Here is a 19,939-nt window from a genome sequence, read left to right as displayed (position 1 = left end):
CCGCCATTCTGACGGGGCTGGCCCGGGGCGCGGCTCGGTCTTCCTGAACTCCTGGGCAGGGCCTTACTGGAACCCCAGCTCCGGCATCGCCAGCCCACGCGATGCCTTCTTCTGCTCGCCGGCAATGGCGCGAAGGCCCTTGTCCGGCGCGGGCGCGCCTTGACCGCCTTCCAGCCTGAACCGGCCGACGATCTGCGCGAGGCTTCCCGCCTGCTCCTGCAGCGATTGCGCCGCCGCCGAGGCTTGCTCGACCAGCGCGGCGTTCTGCTGCGTGACCTGGTCCATCTGCGTGATGGCCTGGTTGATCTGTTCGATGCCCGAGGTTTGTTCCTGGCTCGCGGCGCTGATCTCGCCCATGATGTCCGTCACTCGCTTCACGCTGCCGACGATCTCGTCCATGGTGCGGCCGGCGTCGGCCACCTGGCGGCTGCCTTCCTCGACCTTCTCGACGGAGTTTCCGATGAGCGTCTTGATTTCCTTGGCCGCCGCCGCCGAGCGTTGCGCGAGGTTGCGGACCTCCGAAGCCACCACCGCGAAGCCGCGTCCCTGGTCGCCCGCGCGGGCTGCTTCGACCGCCGCGTTCAGCGCCAGGATGTTGGTCTGGAACGCGATGCCGTCGATCACGCTGATGATGTCGACGATCTTCTTCGACGACGCATTGATCGAGCCCATGGTCTCCACCACCTGGAACACGACGCTGCCGCCCCGCATGGCGACTTCCGATGCCGAGGTGGCCAGCTGGTTGGCCTGGCGGGCGTTGTCGGCGTTCTGCTTCACGGTCGAGGTGAGCTCCTCGATCGACGCTGCGGTTTCTTCCAGCGAGCTGGCCTGTTGCTCGGTGCGCGAAGACAGGTCCTGGTTGCCGCTGGCGATCTGCGTGCTGGCGGTCGACACGTTCATCACCACGCCATGCACCTGGGTCAGCGAGCCCTGCAGGGCGTCGCGCATCAGGTCGAGGGCGCGCAGCAGGTGGCCGGTTTCGTCGTTGGCGTAGCTCTGCTGGGGCTTGCCGGTGAGGTCCATGGCGGCGATCGATTGGGCGATGGTCTCTGCGTTGTGCAGCGGGCGGGTGATGCTGCGAGCCAGGAACCAGGCCAGCAGCGCACCCAGCACCAGGCTCACCGTGGAACACACGATGAGCAGCGTGCTGGTCTGCGCGCGCAGGTCGTTGGCGCGCGCCGCGGCGGCGTCGAGCTGCTCGCGCTGCTGGTTCACGACCTGTTGCACGCCTTCGATGTAGCTGACCGACGTGGGCTGGAACTGCGAGTCGAAAAGGCGGTTGGCGCCTTCGAGGTCGCCGCTGATCTTTGCCTTGCTCACCGCCTCGCGTGATGCGAGGTAGCTTTTGCGCAGGGCGGCGACCTTGTCGAGCAATTGCTTCTCCTCGGGCTTGACCAGCTTGCTCCCGACGAACTTCTGCAGCTCGTTGGTGTCCTTGATCGAGGCGGCCGTGGCCGGGGCGAAGTAGTCGATCAGGCTGGAGTCGCTGCTCTTGGCGATGGCGGCCGCGCGCTGGACGCCCGCCGTGGTGTGGCGCAGCCAGTCGGCCCCCGCGCGTTCGGTCCTGACGTTGTCCTCGATCATCGTGTCGATCTCGACGCTCAACTGGCGAAGCTTGAATATCGCGGCCACGCTGGTGGCGAGGAAGAGCGCCAGGATGAGGCCCAGCACGATGGCCAGGCGTTTGCCTATTGAGATGTTGCTCAGGAACATGGTCGGACTCCAATACTCGGGAAATGGCAAGGCCGCCCCGTTGGTCGTGGCGGGCAGCCTTGAAAGGGCAGAAGGGCGGCGGTCGCCGCGCTCCACTTCCGGTTATCGGCAGTCCAATTGCAAACTTTAGGTAAACGATGCGCCCGGCAATGCGATTCAGGCGGCTTCCGAGCTCGGGAGGATGGCCGTGAGGGCGAAATCGATCAGGTAGAGCCAGGTCGCCTCCAGGCCCATGATGTTGTGATGGTCGGAGTCGGGCACCGTCTGCACGCTGATCGGCGTGGGCCAGGCCGCAATGAGCTTCTGCGAGCGCTCGGGCAGCACCACGTCGTCTTTCGCGGCCAGCAGCACCTGGGTCTTGGCCGCCACTTCCTTGCAATGCTCGAGCGAATTGAACTGGTGGCGCAGCAGCAGCGACAGCGGCACCAGCGGAAAGCGGCGCTTGGCGACTTCCAGCATGGAGTCGTAGGGCGTGACCAGCTGCAGGCTCGCGAAGTCCTGCCGCGCCACGAGCTGGATGGCCACGCCGGTGCCCAGGCTGCGGCCGACCACGTGCAGGCGGGCCTGCGGGTAGGCGCGGCGCAGGTGCCTGGCGAACTGGCTCGCGTCTTCCACCGACGCGATTTCCGACGGATGCCCTTGCGAGTCGGCCACGCCGCGGTAGTTGAGCGCCGCGAAGCCGAAGCCTTCCGGCAGCCAGTGCAGCATCTGCGCGGTGGCGCGCACGTCTTCGCCCCGGCCGGCGAAATAAACGAACAGGTCCTGCAGCGCGGCTTCGCCCTGCGGGTGGTACACGTAGCCGCGGACCATGCCGCCGGGCACCGTGTGCGAGTAGGTGGAGAAGTCGTCCGAGAGATGGACGACCGGCAGCTTGCGGGCATTGAAGAGGATCTGGCCCTGGCGCGTTGCCAGCAGGGTCCAGTACGCCGCGATGCTGCCGATGGCCGCGGCAGAAGCCGAGAGCGCGATGCGGGAGACTTTGGATGGCAAGTGATGTGCTCCGAGAGAGGGTGCGAGGTCCGAGTTTCGCTGTTCTTCTAAAGTGTTAACTTGTGTGCTGAAAAATTGAACTGCTGGCCGGTACCCGCGTTGCGTTTTACGATGTGATGCAATTTAAAACAGCCAGGAGGTACCCATGTCATCCGCCGAAGTCATCTCGCCGGCGCAACTGCTGCGCGCGCTCGAATTACAGAGCCACGCGCCCGTCGCGCGAATCGGCGAGGCCTTGGTCTCGCTGGGCATGGTCAGCGATGAGCAACTGCGCGCCGGCCTGTCCCGACAGCGGCGCGAACCTCAGGTGCCGCTGGGCGAGATGCTGGTGCGCATGGGTGTAGTGAGCCGTGCCCAGCTTCAGATCGCGCTGGTGCGCAAGATGGGTTATCCGCTGGTGAACCTGCACCACTTTCCGGCGACGGCCGAAGCGCTGCGCAAGGTCGGCCACGGCGTGGCGCGGCGCCTGCAGGTCATGCCGCTCATGCTGCACGACGGCCGGTTGGTGGTCGCGATCGACGACCCGAGCAGCCGGCACTCGGCGCTCGACGAGATCGAGTTCATCGCGCAGATGAAGGTGACCCCGGTGGTGGGACAGTGCCTGGACCTCGACGGCGTGCTGAACGCCGCCTACGAAAAGATCGGCGACACCTCCGCCAACCCCTTCGCCACCAGCACGGACCCGGGGCGTCCGCTGGAGTTCGACCTGGCCGGCACCAGCGAGCTGCTTCAGACCCTCGAGAAGGAAGGCCCCGCCGCGTCTGCGCCCGCGCCCGAGGCTTCCAGCGAGCAGTCCGACAACTCGCTGGTGCGCATGATCAACAGCATGATCCAGGAGGCGCACCGCGAAGGCGCCTCCGACATCCACATCGAAAGCTACCCCGGCCAGGAAAAGACCCGCATCCGGTTTCGCCGCGACGGCCAGCTCTACACCCACCTGGAGCTGCCGCCGAGCTACCGCAACGCGATCGTCGCGCGCGTGAAGATCATGTGCGACCTCGACATCAGCGAGAAGCGCAACCCGCAGGACGGAAAGATCAACTTCGCCAAGTATTCACCGCAGCACCGCATCGAGCTGCGCGTGGCGACCATCCCGACCAACAACGGCCTGGAAGACGTGGTGATGCGCATCCTGGCGTCGTCCAATCCGATTCCCCTGAGCGAACTGGGCCTGTCGCCGAACAACCTCGCGCAGCTGACCAAGGCCGTCGAGCGGCCCTACGGCATGGTGCTGTGCGTCGGCCCCACGGGCTCGGGCAAGACCACCACGCTGCATTCGGCGCTGATGCACATCAACACGCCCGAGCGAAAGATCTGGACCGCGGAAGACCCGGTCGAAATCACCCAGCCCGGCCTGCGGCAGGTGCAGATCAATCCCCGCATCGACTGGACCTTTGCCAAGGCGCTGCGCGCGTTCGTGCGCGCGGACCCGGACGTCATCATGGTCGGCGAAATCCGAGACGGGGAAACCGCCAGGACCGCGATCGAGGCCTCCCTGACAGGCCACCTTGTGCTGTCGACCCTGCACACCAACAGCGCGCCCGAGACCGTGACGCGCCTGCTCGACATGGGCATGGACCCGTTCAATTTCGCGGACTCGCTGCTGGCCGTGCTGGCACAGCGGCTGGTGCGGCGCCTGTGCAGCCGCTGCACCAGCAGCAGCCCGGCAAGCCCCGAGACGGTCGAGGAACTGCTGGACGACTACCTGCATTCCTTCGGCACCCGCGAGGACGACGCCGGCCGGCAGCGCGACGCGGTGCGCGACGTCTGGCTGCGCCGCTACGGGCGCGAGGGCCAGCTGCACGCCTACGTCAGCGTCGGCTGCAAGCATTGCTCGGGTACGGGCTTCAAGGGGCGCGTGGGCATCCACGAGCTGATGGTGATGTCCAAGACGCTGCGCCGGCTGGTGCAGACCGGCGCGCGCGCCGAAGAACTCCAGCAGGCGGCACTGCAGGAGGGCATGCGCACGCTGCGCCAGGACGGCATCGAGAAAGTGCTTGCGGGGCATACCACCATCGAGGAGGTGCGCGCGACCAGCAACGTGTGATGGCGTCGCTTGGCCGGGCGGCCTACCGGAATCCGTAGAAATTACAGATTCGCACCGAATCGGCGTTGACCGGCCGGGGTACTGGAGCAAAATCTTTTGCATACATACAACGAGGCAACACCGCCCAAGCGCCATGACACTCGACGAACTGTTCGCCAATGACGAGTCGCTTCCTACCGTCCCCAGGGTGGTGTCCGACCTCATCGAGATGCTGCGCGACGACGACGTGCCCTTCGCGGCCATCGCGCATCGCATCGAGCTCGACCAGGTGCTTGCGGCCAGGGTGCTGCAGATGGTCAATTCGCCGTTCTTCGGGCTGCCGCGCAAGATTTCGTCCATCCAGGGCGCGATCCTGATGCTCGGGCTCTCGGCCATCCGGTCGTTGGTGGTGAGCTCGGGCCTGTCGGGCTCCTTCAGGAAGGTGGAAGGCGTCAATCTGCCGGAGTTCTGGGCCCACAGCCTGCGCGTGGCGTCGGTCTCCCGGTATCTCGCTTCAAAGACCCGCCGCGTCGATCCCAACCTGGCGTTCACCGCGGGCAGCATGCATGCCATCGGCCACCTCATCATGGCGCAGGCCATGCCCGGGCGCATGGCCGAACTGAACACCGTCCACCCTTTCGATGCACTGGGGCGCGCCCAGCTCGAACTCGTCGAATTCGGCTACCACTACGGCGACGTGAGCGCCTCGCTGGCGCGGCGCTGGGAGTTCGCGCCCGAGCTGGTCGGTGCGCTCTCCAGCTTCGTGACCCAGGCGAAGGCGGAGCGGCCCGATGCGCTCGGCGGCATTCTTCACATGGCCGTGTGGCGCGTGGCGCTGGAGCGCCAGGGCATGGACCTGGGCAACTTCGGCGCCTTCTGGCCGGCCCAGTCGGCGATGGCCGTGGGCATCACCGAGGACATCGTCCAGGGCATGCCGGCACCGCGCGTGCTGGCCGCCGACCTCGAATCGATGATCGCCTGAGCGGCCGCGTCCTCAGATATCCAGCGGCGCGAACGACTTGACCAGGTCGTCCAGCGCCTTGATCTGCGTCAGGAACGGCTCCAGCTTGTCGAGCGGCAAGGCGCTGGGGCCGTCGCACTTGGCTTGCGCCGGGTCCGGATGCGCTTCCAGGAAGAGCCCCGCCAGCCCCACCGCCATGCCGGCGCGCGCCAGGTCGGCCACCTGCTCGCGGCGGCCGCCCGAGGCCGCGGCGCCGGCTTCGCGCTGCTGCAGCGCATGGGTCACGTCGAAGATGATGGGCAGGTTCTGCGTGACCTTCTTCATGACGCCGAAGCCCAGCATGTCCACCACCAGGTTGTCGTAGCCGAAGCAGGTGCCGCGGTCGCACAGGATGAGCCTGTCGTTGCCGGCTTCCTTGAACTTCTCGACGATGTTGAGCATCTGCGGCGGGCTCAGGAACTGCGGCTTCTTGATGTTGATGGCCCGGCCGGTCTTGGCCAGCGCCACCACCAGGTCGGTCTGGCGCGCGAGGAACGCGGGCAGCTGCAGCACGTCGACCACCTCGGCCACCGGCGCGGCCTGCGCGACCTCGTGCACGTCGGTGATCACCGGTACGCCGAACGCGTCCTTCACCGCCTGGAGGATCTTCAGCCCCTCGTCGAGGCCCGGGCCGCGGTAGGAGTGGATCGACGAGCGGTTGGCCTTGTCGAAGCTGCCCTTGAAGACATAGGGAATGCCCAGCTTGCCGGTAACGCGCACGTACTCTTCTGCGCTGCGCAGGGCCAGGTCTCTGGACTCGAGGACGTTGACGCCGCCGAACAGGACGAAGGGGCCGTCGTTGCGGGCGTGGACGTTGGGGGTGATGGTGACAGTGGTCAAGTTTTTCTCCTGGCTAGGTGCCGATTGTCGGTCGGGCCGGGCTTTCGCCGTCTCGCCGATTTTCCGGCAGGCATCAACCGCCGGGCGTCACCGTCAGGTAAAGCGTCGTCAGGGTGCCCGCCACGGGCCGCAGCAGCTTCAGCAGCAGCGGCCGCCCGTAGCCTTCGCCGGCCAGCCGCTTCAGCAGGTCCGACAGCTGCGCCAGCGGCGTGCCGTCGCAGCCGATCAGGATGTCGCCGCTGCGCAATCCGTCGCGTGCCGCCGCCGAGCCTGCCACCACCTCGACCACACGCACGCCGGTGGCGACGGGCCATTCGTTCTCGCGCACCCAGCGCCGGGGCAGGGCCATCGCGGCGCACTGCACGCCCAGCTTTCCGCGCCGCACCGCGCCGTGGCGCATCAGCTCGCCGGCCACCCAGCGCGCGGTGTCGATGGCCACCGCGAAGCTCAGGCCCTGGGCCGACGGAATCACCGCCGTGTTCACGCCGATGACCTGCGCGGCGCTGTCGAGCAGCGGGCCGCCCGAATTGCCGGGGTTCAGCGCCACGTCGGTCTGGATCACGTCCTCGATCATCCGGCCGCCGCGCGAGGGCAGGCTGCGGCCCAGCGCGCTCACGATGCCTGCGGTCACGGTGAAGTCGAAACCCAGCGGGTTGCCGACCGCCACCGCCAGCTGGCCGGGCTGCAGCGCCGCCGAGCTGCCCAGCGGCAGGAAGGCGCTGGGGTGCGACTCGATGCGCAGCACCGCCACGTCGGTGGAAGCGTCGATGCCGACCAGGCGCGCCACGCTCTCGGTGCCGTCAGCGAAGGCCGCGCGCAGTTCGCTCGCGCCTTCGACCACGTGGGCGTTGGTGATGGTGAAGCCGTCCGGCGTGAAGAGAAAGCCCGAGCCGCTGCCCTGGCCGCCCGCGTTGCCGCGCTGCGGCTGCTTGCGCACCTTGATGTGCGCGACCGCCGCGCTGGCGGTATGTGCCACGCGGGTGACGGTGTTGGAGTAGGAATCGAGCAGGAATTCGTCTTCGCGCGCGCCCATGTGAGCACCTCTTTCAGTCGCCGGCATCTCCGGGAATCCAGCAGAAATGGCGGCGCGAAAGAGCTTTTCAAGCGCCCGGGCCGGGGCTCGGGCAGGCTCAGGCGGCCCCTGGGGGCACCGCGGCCTGCGCGGTCGGCGAATGCTGCAGCGCGGCCGGCAGGCGGTCGTCCAGCCAGTTCATGCGCCAGGCCAGCAGCGTCACCGCGAGCACCAGCACCGCCAGCGCGGCCACGCCCGTCGCGCCGTGGCGGTCGCGGTACGGGTCGCGCACGATGCGCCGTGCGCCCGGCGGCACCCGCGCGGTCTGCGAGAGCATGCCGCCCAGCCGCACATTCACCTTCATGCGCCCGTTGATGGCCCAGCCGCTCGCGTCCAGGATCGGCCCCAGGCTGCGCTGGCGCAGCTTGAGCCACGCGATCAGCATGCTCGGCCCCGAGATGGCGAGCACGATGCCCAGCAGGGCCACCGGTATCCATTGCCCGAGGTCGATGAATTTGCCGAAGATGGCCACCAGCACCGCGCTGATGCTCCCCAGCGCCACGCCGATGGCGGCCACCGTGCCCACGTCGACGCGGCCTGTGGGGCGGGGCGCCGTGGCCGCTGCCTTGGCTGCGTTCGCGGCCTGGTCGGCGGTGGTGAGCTTTGTCGCGAAGCTGGTCAGGCTGCCCTGGCCGGCGGCGTCCTGCGCGGCGGCGCGCTTGGCCACCTGTTCCTCGATCACGCGCACGAACTTCTTGTACGGCGCGAAGAAGGCCTGTGCCACGCTCGTCGGGTTCTCGATCAGCTTGGTGATGGTGGCGTCCCAGTCGCGGCCCTGGCGGTCGTAGAACACGCCGTTGCGACCCACGAAAAGGAAGTCGACGTCGCCGGCCGTGAAGGCGGCGGCAATGCTCATCTTCGCGCCCTGGCGCGTGCAGTCGCAGTAGGCCAGGCAGGTCTTGGCCAGGCCCGCGAGCACCGCGTGCCTGGCCGTGTCCTGCACCTGCACCGTCAGCTCGCAGCTGCGACCGTCGAGGTACAGCGTGCCCGCCTGGAAGATCGCGCCCTCGCGCCGGTAGAAGGCCTTGAACGACACGAAGTTGTCGAGCAGCACCATCAGGTCGCGCTGCAGCCGGATCAGTTTTTCCAGGTCGACCAGCAGTGCGTTGTGTTCCTCGGCGGCTTCGTCGTCGCGGATCAGCCCGAGCAGCGCATCGCGCGTCCGGAGCAGCGCGTCGAGCTTGTCGAGCGGGAGCGCGGCGGCCCAGTTGTCGGGCCGCCTGGCCATCAGGGCCTGCAGCGGCGCGAGCTTGCGGCGAATCGCGAGCCAGTCGGCCTCCGCGAGTTCTTCGCGCGCGCCGAGCAGCGGCGCCACGCTGCGTTCGGCAAAGGCGGCCACGGCATCGGCCCACGCGGGATTGAGCGAGGTGCCGCCCAGCGGCAGCACGCAGCGCGGCGTGACCGGGGCCAGCGGCAGTTCGGCGATGGGCTCCGCATGCAGGTCGAGGCTGTTCGCGGCGAGCGCGTCGTAGGCCTTGGCGGAAGGGTTGAGCGCGGTCACGGCCTGGGCGTCGAAAGCGGCCACGCGGCAGCGCGCGAAGAAATCGTCGAGCTTGGCCTGCACCTTGAGCGCCGCGTCGGCCGCCGCCAGCGTGGGCTCGCCCAGCGGCATCAACTCGGCATTGCCGGCGTCGGCCTGGGCATGCCAGTCGCGCGCTGTCTGCACTTCGGCGAAGAAGGCTTCCACGCGGGCGCGGTCCACGCCGGGCGTCTGCTTGTGGCGGTCGGGCACGCTGCCGTGCAGCCGGATGACTTCGGCGATGGTGGCGCGCACGGATTCGTCCTGCGCCGTGTCGGGCGTGACCACGCCGTCGCCGTTGAAGCGCATGGCGGCCAGCAGCTCGCCCCGGTCGGCGATGTCGGCGAGGGTGAGCGTGTCGGCATCGGGCCTGCCCTTGATCTGCAGCAGGCGGCGCGCTTCCTCCAGCAGCCGCGCGCCGGCGGGGTTGCGGTCGTCAAGGTCGCCCAGCGTCAGCACGTCGCTGCCTTGCAGCAGCACGTCGGGGTTGCGCAGGCGCGCGCAGACCCATTCGCACGCCGCGACCACTTCGGGCGGGCGCACGCGGCCGTCGCGGTCGGTGTCGATCAGGTCGAGGGTGCGGGTGTCGAAGTCGATGCCGCGCGTCGGGCACGCGAGCGCCACCCAGAGCTTCTGGTCGAGCTCCGCGATGCGGGCGATGTCCTCGCCGGTGCGAAAGATCACCTGGTCGGCGCCGCCCGTGCGGATGAACTGCCAGCGGTGCGGCGTGTGCGAGGGAAGGGCGTCGGGGCTCGAAGGATGGGGTCGATTGCTGGGGCTGTTGCGCATGGCAGCACCGTAAGGGACCACGCGCTGCGCGTTTGAGGACGCACGGCGCACAGCCATGTCGTCCGAGGCCGACATGGCTGTGCGCGCATGCGGCAGGCGCCGTAGGTCTTGTCTGTCCCGAGGAGGCGGCATTCCCTTTGAATCCGCCGCGCGCGCCCTCTATAACTTTGGGGTCGACGGTTGTGCCGTCCCTCGTATTCCTCCCTTTGCGAGGGCTTCGCTGCGTGACAGCAACGAGGCTTGGACCCGGCTCCTGCCGGGTTCTTTTTTGTGGGAAGCCCGCTCAGGGCGCCTTGGCGGCCTGCGCCGGTCCCTTCGGCCGCGACGACGGCTCCCACGAGTCAGGCGTGGTGGCCACCAGCGACTTGAAGTCCTTCCACGGCCGCGCGCCCGGCATGGTGCGTCCGCCGACGATCACCGTCTTCGCGAACAGCACCATGCGCTCGCGCAGGTAGTCGCGGTCGGACGCGGGCCAGGTCTCGATGGAGTGCGGCCCGCGAGCCAGCACGATCTCCTTCACGCCGCGAATGCGGTTGTAGGCGGCCACTGTTCCTTCGAGCGTTTCCGCGCGGTCCCACAGGCCCTTGCCGAAGAACGCGGCCGGCCACCGGTCCATGCCCGCCAGGGTGGACGAGTTCGGATAGAAGACGATGTGATGGTCCGCCGCCATGCCGCCCAGGAACAGGTTGCGGTCGGCCAGGTCGGGCGAGTCGCCCACGTAGCCCGCGCCGCTGGCAAACGACGACAGCAGGATGGCGCCGTGGATGTTCTTCAGCCCCTTGGGCGGCGTGCAGCTGGGCTGCGGCATGTCGAAGGTGCATTCGGCCACGTAGTTCTTGGTCATGGCCCAGGCGGTGGACATCGAGCCGCGCGAATAGCCGCCGAGCACCAGCGGGATCTCGTTGGCCTTCATGCCCGCCAGCAGCCGGCCGCGCGCGGTCTCGCCTTCGAACAGTTCGCCCGAGGGCGAGAGCAGCCGCAGGCCGCGTCCGCCTTCCAGCGCCGCCAGCGCGCGGAACACGTCCTCGCCCTGTTCCAGCGTGTTGGTGTCGCTGAAGCCGCCCGACAGGCCTTCGCCGCGCCGGTCGTAGGCCAGCACGTCGAAGCCGGCCTGGTTCAGCGCATGCAGGTTCTCGCGCCACCAGCGCTGGCCCATGGTTTCGGTCGTCGCGTTGGGAAAGTTGACCGGAACGGTGTTGCCGGTCTTCTCGTCGATGCGGTAGGCCGCTTCGTCCGGATGCTGGATGGCCGTGAGCTGGCCGCCGCCGCCCGGCGCCATGATGGCCAGCGCGCGCACCTTCTTGCCCCTGCCGTCGTCGATGCCGGCGCCCTCGATGTACCAGCCGCGCAGCTTGATGTCGCCGGTCATCTTCAGGTCGATGCGCTCGAAGGCGTCGCGCGGCGCGGTGAACTCCACGATCCAGGTGCGGGCGTCGGCCTCGGCGATGCCTTCGCGGTAGGGCGCCTTGGCAAAGAAGGCGGGCCGGCGGATCTGCTTCAGGTCGACGTTGCCGTCCGGATCGATCCTGCCCGACGGGTCGACCACGCCGGTCGAGCGCGTGGCGCGTTCCTTGTTGGGCGGCAGCCAGCGCTGCATCTGCGCGTCGATGCGCTTGAAGCACGCGGGGTCTTCCTTGCAGGCGCGCCAGCGGGCCTTGAGCTTGTCGTCGGTGAATTCGCTGATGTAGTAGTCGCCGCCCGCATAGTCGGGGGGCGGGTGGTTGGCTGTCATGAGCACCGGCACGCACTCCTTGGCGCCGGTTCCCTTGGGACCTTGCCCCAGCAGGTAGCCGCCCATCATGGCGTTGCGGTCGGTGCCGACCCAGGCGGTGCAATCGGTGGGCGGCGGGGCGCTGGCGGTGGCCTGCCGCTGGGCCTCGGTGGGGCCGGTGCAGGCGCCCAGCAGCAGCGCGCCTGCGGCCAGGGTGAAGGCCGCGGCGCGGCGATGCAGGAGCAGGGTGCTCGGAATCTTCTGTGCAGTCATCGAGGCGGATGTTCCAGGGAAGGTGCGGGAGCGCAGCCCGATCTTCGCCGCATCCACGCCCGAAAGCCACGGCCCAAGCCGCGTCCGGCTGCAAGCGAAGGCCGCCCTTGCTGTAGGAAATTTCCTGCATGCGCATGCGCGGAATTCCGCTCTTCTTCGGCCTGCGCCGCGCGCTCAATCTGCGCCGAATTCAAGGAGACAAGACAGATGAACTTCGAAGGCATCTACTGCTTCGACATGGCGAGCGTGCGCTTCGCCTTCTATCCCGAAGGCCCCGGCGGCCCACGCGTCCTCGCGCAGATCTCCGAGGAAACGCTGCACGACAAGTTCGGGGCGCGCGAAATCGGCGAGCGTTTGCTGGAAGCCTGCCGCAAGCACTTCCACGCCATCGAGCCCGCCGCCATCGCGCGCTACCGCAACGCGCCGCGCCGGCCGATCACGCTGACCACCGAAGACTTCGCGCTGCACGCCTGAGCCGGCGCGGCGCCTGAAGGGACACGGGCAACTCTCCGACAAGGCGAGGCGGCTCAGGCCGTAACCGCGGCCACCGGCATCCCAGCAAATTGGCGTTCAAGCCAAGCGAGAACCGCAGTCGTTCCCCGCGTGGCCGTCGCCCCGACGGCCATGAACCCCTGCCTCGCTGGCCTTCAATCAAGGAATGCCGGTGCCTTTGAACCATTCACTCCCAGGCGAGCGAGACGCCTATCTTTTCCACGAAGGAACGCACGCGCGGCTCTACGACTTGCTGGGATGCCACGTGCAGCCGGAAGGCGGCGCGCGCTTCGCCGTATGGGCGCCCAATGCCGAGTCGGTCTCGGTGGTGGGCGACTGGAACTACTGGTCGGGCGACGCCGACCCGCTGTCGCCCAGCCCCGACCAGACCGGCATCTGGATCGGCCACGTGCCCAACGCGGTGCCCGGGCAGGCCTACAAGTACCGCATCCGTTCGCGCCAGGGCGGCTACACCGTCGACAAGGCCGACCCCGTCGCCTTCAGCGCGGAACATCCGCCGGCCACCGGCTCGCGCATCTGCGAACTCGCCTACGAATGGGGCGATGACGAATGGATGGCCACGCGCGGCATGCACAACTCGCTCGAGGCGCCGATGTCGGTGTACGAGGTGCACCTGGGCTCCTGGCGCCGGCATGACGGGCAGTTCCTCGGTTATCGCGAGATCGCGCACGAACTGGCCGCATACGTCAGGAAGATGGGTTTCACGCACGTCGAGCTGATGCCCGTGACCGAGCATCCGTTCTACGGCTCCTGGGGCTACCAGACCACCGGCTACTTCGCGCCCACCGCGCGCTACGGTTCGCCGCAGGACTTCATGTACCTCGTCGACCACCTGCACCAGCAGGGCATCGGCGTGCTGCTGGACTGGGTGCCTTCGCACTTCCCGACCGACGAGCACGGCCTCTATTTCTTCGACGGCACGCACCTGTTCGAGCATGCCGACCCGCGCCAGGGCTTCCACCCGGAGTGGAACTCCAGCATCTTCAACTACGGCCGGCCCGAGGTGCGCAGCTTCCTGGTGTCGTCGGGCCTGTTCTGGCTCGACCTGTACCACCTGGACGGACTGCGCGTGGACGCCGTGGCTTCCATGCTGTACCTCGACTACGCCCGCAAGCACGGCGAGTGGATCCCCAACCGCCACGGCGGCCGTGAGAACCTGGAGGCCATCGATTTCCTGCAGACGCTGAACCGCGCCGTCTACCGCGAGTTTCCGGACACGCTCACCGTGGCGGAGGAGTCCACCGCGTGGCCGCGCGTTTCGCGCCCCACCGACATGGACGGCCTGGGCTTCGGCGAGAAATGGAACATGGGATGGATGCACGACACGCTGGCCTACATGAAGGAAGACCCGGTCAATCGCAAGTACCACCACCACAAGCTGACCTTCTCGCTGGTGTATGCCTTCAACGAGAACTTCGTGCTGCCTTACTCGCATGACGAGGTGGTGCACGGCAAGGGCTCGCTCATCAACAAGATGCCCGGCGACAGCTGGCAGCAGTTCGCCAACCTGCGTGCGCTGTTCGGCTTCATGTGGGCGCACCCGGGCAAGAAGCTGCTCTTCATGGGCGACGAGTTCGGCCAGCGCCGCGAATGGACGCACGACGGCGAGCTCGAATGGTGGGTCACCCAGCAGCAGGGCCACGGCGGCCTGCAGCGGCTGGTGGCGCAGCTCAACCGGGTGTACCGAGAGTCGCCCGCGCTGCACCAGCTCGACTTTTCTTCCGCCGGCTTCGAATGGATCGCGGCCGACGACGCCGAGCACAGCGTGTTCGCCTTCCTGCGCAAGGCGCGCGACGGCAGCCCGCCGCTGCTGGTAGTCAGCAACATGACGCCCGTGCCGCGCACCAACTACCTGCTGGGCGTGCCCGGCGGCGTGGGCAGCGGCTTCTGGCGCGAACTGATCAACACCGACGCGGCCGAGTTCGGCGGCGCCGGCTGGGGCAACTTCGGCGGTGTGGAAGCCGCGCCGGTGCGCTCGCACGGGCGCATGCAGTCGGTGTCCCTGACGCTGCCGCCGCTGTCGACCCTGATCCTGGAACAACGCCCGTCACCATGAAGAACATCTTCTCCACCCGCCACGCGGCCAGCGTGGCTCCCGACATTGCAACCGGCACCGACAACCCCGGCGGCGACGTGCGCGCCGTGATCGATGCCGTGCTGCCCGCCGTCGACAACGGCCGCTTCGCCGTGAAATGCGTGGCCGGCGAGCGGGTGTGCGTGCGCGCGCACTGCTTCACCGACGGCCACGACGTGCTTCGCGTGCAGCTGTGCTGGCGCGCGCACGACCAGGCCGAGTTCCGCGAAGTGCCGATGAAGCCGCTGGGCAACGACGTGTGGGAGGCCGGCTTCTCGCCGCCCGCGATAGGCCGCTACGTGTACACCGCCGTGGCCTGGGTCGACCCGTTCGAGTCGTGGCGCAGCGAGATGACGCGCCGCGTCGACCCCGACGACGTGCGCATCGCCTCGGAAGTCGGTGCGGCCGAAGTGGCTGCCGCCGCCGCGCGCGCCGAGGGTGCCGACCGCATCGCGCTGCAGCGCTGGGCCACCGAGCTCCAGGCCTCGGCCTCCGCGCCGGGCACCGATGCGGTGTCGCTCAAGGCATTGGCGCTCGACGAGGAACTTGCCGAACTCGCGCGCCGCCATCCCGACCGGCGCCACCAGGTGCGTCACCCGGTCGAGCTGCCGCTGGTGGCCGACCGCGAGCGTGCCCGCTTCAGCACCTGGTATGAGCTGTTCCCGCGCTCGGCCGGCACCGAGCCCGGCGTGCACGGCACTTTCAAGGACGTGGAAGCGCGCCTGCCGGCCATCGCCGAGATGGGTTTCGACGTGCTGTACTTTCCGCCGATCCACCCCATCGGCCGCGTACAGCGCAAGGGCCCGAACAACAAGCTGGTGAGCGGCCCCGAAGACGTGGGCAGCCCCTGGGCCATCGGCGCCGCGGAAGGCGGCCACAAGGACATCCTGCCCGCGCTCGGCACCGCGCAGGACTTCCGCCGCCTGCTGGCGCGCGCGGCCGACCACGGGCTGGAGATCGCGCTGGACATCGCCTTCCAGTGCGCGCCCGACCACCCCTACGTGAAGGCGCACCCCGAATGGTTCCGCTGGCGCCCCGACGGCACCGTGCAGTACGCGGAGAACCCGCCCAAGAAGTACCAGGACATCTATCCCTTCAATTTCGAGAGCGAAGACTGGCGCGGCCTGTGGGCCGAACTCAAGAGCGTGATCGACCACTGGGTGGGCGAGGGCGTGCGGATCTTCCGCGTCGACAATCCGCACACCAAGGCCTTCCCGTTCTGGGAGTGGGCCATCGGCGAAGTCAAGCGCGAGCACCCCGACGTGATCTTCCTGGCCGAGGCCTTCACCCGGCCCAAGGTGATGCACCGGCTGGCCAAGCTGGGCTTTTCGCAGAGCTACACCTACTTCACCTGGCGCAACACCAAGGAAGAACTGGTCGAGTACTTCACCGAGCTGTCCACCGCGCCGGGCATCGACTACTTCCGCCCCAACGTATGGCCCAACACGCCCGACATCCTGCACGAGCAGCTGCAGCACGGCGATGCCGCGACCTACATGGCGCGGCTGGTGCTGGCGGCCACGCTGTCGGCCAGCTACGGCATCTACGGCCCCGCCTACGAGCTGCGCGAGCACCTGCCGCGCGAGCCGGGCAGCGAGGAATACCTCGATTCCGAGAAATACCAGCTGCGCCACTGGAACCACGACAACCCCGAAAGCCTGGCGCCCTTCATCGCGCGGGTGAACCGCATCCGCCGCGAGAACCCCGCGCTGCACCAGGACCGCACGCTGCGCTTCCTGCACATCGACAACCCGCAGCTGCTGGCCTATGCCAAGGCCTCGGCCGACGGGGCCAACGTGATCGTGACCGTGGTCAACCTCGATCCGCACAACGCCCAGTGGGGCTGGCTGGGGCTCGAACCCGGCAGCGTGGGTGTGAACCCGCCCTCGCGCGTGTTCCAGATGCACGACCTGCTCAGCGGCCAGCGCTTCCAGTGGCAGGGCGACTGGCACTACGTGCGGCTGGATCCGCAAAGCTGCCCCGCGCACGTCTTCGTCGTTCGTCGGCGTCATGGCGACGAGCGCGACTTCGATTATTTCCTCTGAGAGGTCGCCCGCCCATGAATGCACCCGTTTCGCACATCGCACTGGAAACCGTAGAGATCGACAACAGCGACGACCCCCTGTGGTACCGCGACGCGGTCATCTACCAGCTCAACGTCAAGGCCTTCTTCGATTCGAACAACGACGGCATGGGCGACTTCCAGGGCGTGACCGCCAAGCTCGACTACGTGAAGGACCTGGGCGTCAACACGATCTGGCTGATGCCGTTCTATCCCTCGCCGCTGCGCGACGACGGCTACGACATCTCCGAATACGAAGACGTCCACCCGCAGTACGGCTCGCTCGCCGACTTCCGCCAGATGCTGGCCGAGGCGCACAAGCGCGGCCTGCGCGTCATCACCGAGCTGGTCATCAACCACACCTCGAGCGAGCACCCGTGGTTCAAGGCCGCGCGGCTGGCGCCGCCGGGCTCCCCCGAGCGCGACTTCTACGTGTGGAGCGACACCGACCAGCTCTACCAGGGCACGCGCATCATCTTCACCGACACCGAGACCTCGAACTGGACCTGGGACCCGGTGGCCAAGCAGTACTACTGGCACCGCTTCTTCAGCCACCAGCCCGACCTGAACTTCGACAACCCGGCGGTGCTGGAGGCCATCTTCAAGACCATGCGCTTCTGGCTGGACATGGGCGTGGACGGCTTCCGGCTCGACGCCATTCCCTACCTGGTGGAGCGCGACGGCACCAGCAACGAGAACCTGCCCGAGACGCACGCGGTGATCAAGCGGCTGCGCGCGGCCATCGACGCGCAGTACAAGAACCGCTTCCTGCTGGCCGAGGCCAACATGTGGCCTGAGGACGTGCGCGAGTACTTCGGTGACGGCGACGAATGCCACATGGCCTACCACTTCCCGCTGATGCCGCGCATGTACATGGCCATCGCGCAGGAAGACCGCCACCCCATCGTGGAAATCATGGCGCAGACGCCCGACATCCCCGAAGGCTGCCAGTGGGCCATCTTCCTGCGCAACCACGACGAGCTCACGCTCGAGATGGTGACCAGCAAGGAGCGCGACTACATGTACAACATGTACGCCGCCGACATGCGAGCGCGCATCAACCTGGGCATCCGCCGGCGCCTGGCGCCGCTGATGGAGAACGACCTGGACCGCGTGAAGCTCATGAACGGCATGCTGCTGTCGATGCCGGGCTCGCCCATCATCTACTATGGCGACGAGATCGGCATGGGCGACAACGTGTTCGTGGGCGACCGCAACGGCGTGCGCACGCCCATGCAGTGGAGCCCCGACCGCAACGCCGGGTTCTCGCGCGCCGACCCGCAGCGCCTGTACCTGCAGCCCATCATGGACCCGATGTACGGCTACGAGGCGCTCAACGTCGAGACCCAGGCGCGCGACGCCAGCTCACTGCTCAACTGGACCAAGCGCATGCTGGCCGTGCGCAAGACCAGCCACGCCTTCGGGCGCGGCAAGCGGCGCTTCCTGAAGCCGGGCAACCGCAAGATCCTGGCCTACCTGAGCGAGTACGAAGGCGACGTGATCCTCGCCGTGTTCAACCTCTCGCGCGCGGCCCAGCCGGTGGAGCTGGACCTGTCGGAGTTCCGCGGCTTCGTGCCCATCGAGATGCTGGGCCGCTCCCCGTTCCCGCCCATCGGCGAGCTGCCTTACCTGCTCACGCTGTCTTCGTACGGCTTCTACTGGTTCAAGCTCACCGCGGAGGCCGACGCGCCGAGCTGGCACGAACAGGGCGTGGCGCTGCAGGAGTGGCCCACGCTGGTGCTGTTCGACGGCTGGACCAGCTTCTTCCGCGACCGCGTGATGCCGTGGCGCATCGGCATGTCCGAGCGCATGCGCAACCAGTTCGAGCTGGAAACGCTGCCGCGCCACATCGAGATCCAGCGCTGGTATGCCTCGAAGGGCACCGCCATCGAGCGTGCGCGCATCGTCGACCACGCGGTGTGGGAAGTGAACGGCCTGAGCTGGATGCTGCCGCTGCTCGCGCTCGACGGCCCGCCCGGCGGCGCCACCTATTTCATGCCCCTCGCCCTGGCCTGGGAGGAGCGCGACGAAGAGCGCATGGCCGGCGTGGCGCAGGCCGCGCTTGCCAAGGTGCGCCAGCAGGCGCAGGTCGGCCTGATGGGCGACGCCTTCTATGACGAGGCCTTCTGCCGCGAACTGGTCCGCGCCATCGGAAAGGGCGCCGAACTGCCCACGGCCGGCGGCAAGCTGGTGTTCACGCCGACGGCGGCGTTCGCCCAGCTCGGCGTCGACCTTGACGCGCTGCCGGTCGGGCGGCCCAGCGGCGTGAGCAGCAACACGGTGGTCACGCTCAACGAGACGCTGTTCCTCAAGGGCTACCGCAACGTGCGCGAAGGCATCAACCCCGAGCTCGAGATGGGCCGCTTCCTCACCGAAGTGGCGCACTACCCGCACTGCGTGCCGGTGCTCGGCGCACTCGAATACATGGGCGCCGACGGCCGCACCATGACGCTCGCCCTGGTGCAGAGCTATGTCGCCAACCAGGGCGACGGCTGGGACTACACCCTGGGCTATCTCGAACGCTTCCTGCGCGACGTGGCCACCACCGACGGTGCCATCGACGCGCCCGACGTGCTGGCGGTGCACGGCGGCTTCCTCGCGCTGATCGGCACGCTGGGCCGCCGCACCGCCGAGCTGCACCGCGCGCTGGCCACCCGCACCGGCGCGGCGGCCTTCGACCCCGAGCCGCTGTCGGCCGAAGACGTGGCGGGCTACCGCACCCATGCCGCCGGCGATGCCACGGCCACGCTGGCACTGCTGCGCGAACGCCTCGGCGCGCTGCCTCCCGGCGCGCAGGCCGACGCCGAGAGCCTGCTGCGCGCCGCCGACACGCTGCAGGCCAGCATCGCCGAGCGGCGCTTCGTGGGCGAGGGCGGCAGCGGCGCCGCGCTCAAGAGCCGCTACCACGGCGACTACCACCTGGGCCAGGTGCTGGTGAAGGACAACGACTTCGTCATCATCGACTTCGAGGGCGAGCCCGCGCGCAGCTTCGAGGAGCGCCGCGCCAAGAGTTCGCCGCTGCGCGACGTGGCGGGCATGCTGCGCTCCTTCAACTATGCGCGCTGGTCGGCCTTGCGGCGCGTGGCGCAGAGCCCGGAAGAAGCCGAGAAGCTGGCCGCGCCCGCGGTCGCCTGGGAACAGGCCACGCGCAACGCCTTCATGGAGGGCTACGCCGGCACGCTCGCGCAGCCGGACGGCGCGCCCATCGACGCCGAACTGCTCGCGCTGTTCGAGCTGGAGAAGGCGCTCTACGAACTTCGCTACGAACTCAACAACCGCGCCGACTGGGTACAGGTGCCGCTGCACGGCGTGCTCGCGCTCATCCAGCCGAACGGGGCCTGAGGCCGCCGTCGTCAT

The 19,939-nt window shown here is 68.3% G+C and carries 12 protein-coding genes; 6 read left to right on the top strand and 6 right to left on the bottom strand.

Annotation, left to right across the window (positions count from 1 at the left end; genetic code table 11):
* Positions 1-63: 63 nt before the first annotated feature.
* Positions 64-1,713: a methyl-accepting chemotaxis protein gene (locus tag WIX39_RS20745; RefSeq protein WP_106934103.1), complete on the bottom strand. Its 1,650-nt coding sequence runs from the start codon at positions 1,711-1,713 to the stop codon at positions 64-66.
* Positions 1,714-1,869: 156 nt separating this feature from the next.
* The gene (locus tag WIX39_RS20740; RefSeq protein ID WP_106934104.1) at positions 1,870-2,703 is read right to left on the bottom strand and encodes an alpha/beta hydrolase; all 834 of its coding nucleotides are present in this window, start codon (positions 2,701-2,703) and stop codon (positions 1,870-1,872) included.
* Between the two features lie 145 nt (positions 2,704-2,848).
* On the opposite strand from WIX39_RS20740, the gene WIX39_RS20735 reads away from it, so the two are divergent.
* Positions 2,849-4,750, top strand: a complete 1,902-nt coding sequence (locus WIX39_RS20735; RefSeq protein WP_106934105.1) for a GspE/PulE family protein — start codon at positions 2,849-2,851, stop codon at positions 4,748-4,750.
* Between the two features lie 133 nt (positions 4,751-4,883).
* Complete coding sequence (locus tag WIX39_RS20730) at positions 4,884-5,711, top strand: HDOD domain-containing protein (RefSeq protein ID WP_106934106.1); 828 nt, start codon at positions 4,884-4,886, stop codon at positions 5,709-5,711.
* A 12-nt stretch (positions 5,712-5,723) separates the two neighbouring features.
* Here the strand turns inward: WIX39_RS20730 and kdsA are convergent, their stop codons facing one another.
* The 4 genes from kdsA to WIX39_RS20710 form a co-directional block, all read right to left on the bottom strand.
* Positions 5,724-6,569, bottom strand: a complete 846-nt coding sequence (gene kdsA, locus WIX39_RS20725) for a 3-deoxy-8-phosphooctulonate synthase (RefSeq protein WP_106934107.1) — start codon at positions 6,567-6,569, stop codon at positions 5,724-5,726.
* 73 nt (positions 6,570-6,642) lie between these two features.
* Positions 6,643-7,602 carry a S1C family serine protease gene (locus WIX39_RS20720; RefSeq protein ID WP_106934108.1) on the bottom strand — a complete coding sequence of 320 codons (960 nt, stop codon included), beginning with the start codon at positions 7,600-7,602 and terminating at the stop codon, positions 6,643-6,645.
* 97 nt (positions 7,603-7,699) lie between these two features.
* Positions 7,700-9,949, bottom strand: coding sequence for a hypothetical protein (locus WIX39_RS20715; protein ID WP_234382493.1), 2,250 nt, complete (start codon positions 9,947-9,949; stop codon positions 7,700-7,702).
* 283 nt (positions 9,950-10,232) lie between these two features.
* Positions 10,233-11,933, bottom strand: coding sequence for an alpha/beta hydrolase (locus tag WIX39_RS20710; protein WP_409195743.1), 1,701 nt, complete (start codon positions 11,931-11,933; stop codon positions 10,233-10,235).
* A 207-nt stretch (positions 11,934-12,140) separates the two neighbouring features.
* On the opposite strand from WIX39_RS20710, the gene WIX39_RS20705 reads away from it, so the two are divergent.
* From WIX39_RS20705 to treS, 4 genes are all read left to right on the top strand, one after another.
* Complete coding sequence (locus WIX39_RS20705) at positions 12,141-12,407, top strand: hypothetical protein (RefSeq protein WP_081269608.1); 267 nt, start codon at positions 12,141-12,143, stop codon at positions 12,405-12,407.
* A gap of 184 nt (positions 12,408-12,591) precedes the next feature.
* A complete protein-coding gene (glgB, locus tag WIX39_RS20700) occupies positions 12,592-14,502 on the top strand; it encodes a 1,4-alpha-glucan branching protein GlgB (RefSeq protein WP_409195742.1) in 1,911 nt (636 codons plus the stop codon).
* Entirely contained in the window at positions 14,499-16,565 is a 2,067-nt protein-coding gene (locus WIX39_RS20695) for an alpha-1,4-glucan--maltose-1-phosphate maltosyltransferase (RefSeq protein WP_409195741.1), read from the top strand. The genes glgB and WIX39_RS20695 overlap by 4 nt, the downstream gene beginning before the upstream one ends.
* A gap of 14 nt (positions 16,566-16,579) precedes the next feature.
* Positions 16,580-19,924: a maltose alpha-D-glucosyltransferase gene (gene treS, locus WIX39_RS20690; protein ID WP_409195740.1), complete on the top strand. Its 3,345-nt coding sequence runs from the start codon at positions 16,580-16,582 to the stop codon at positions 19,922-19,924.
* The last annotated feature ends 15 nt before the right edge of the window (positions 19,925-19,939 follow it).

Origin of the sequence: Variovorax sp. AB1(2024), assembly GCF_037482385.2 — a bacterium.
GTDB lineage: Bacteria > Pseudomonadota > Gammaproteobacteria > Burkholderiales > Burkholderiaceae_C > Variovorax.
Note: the sequence above shows the minus strand (reverse complement) of the source record. Positions and strands in the feature narration are given on the sequence as shown.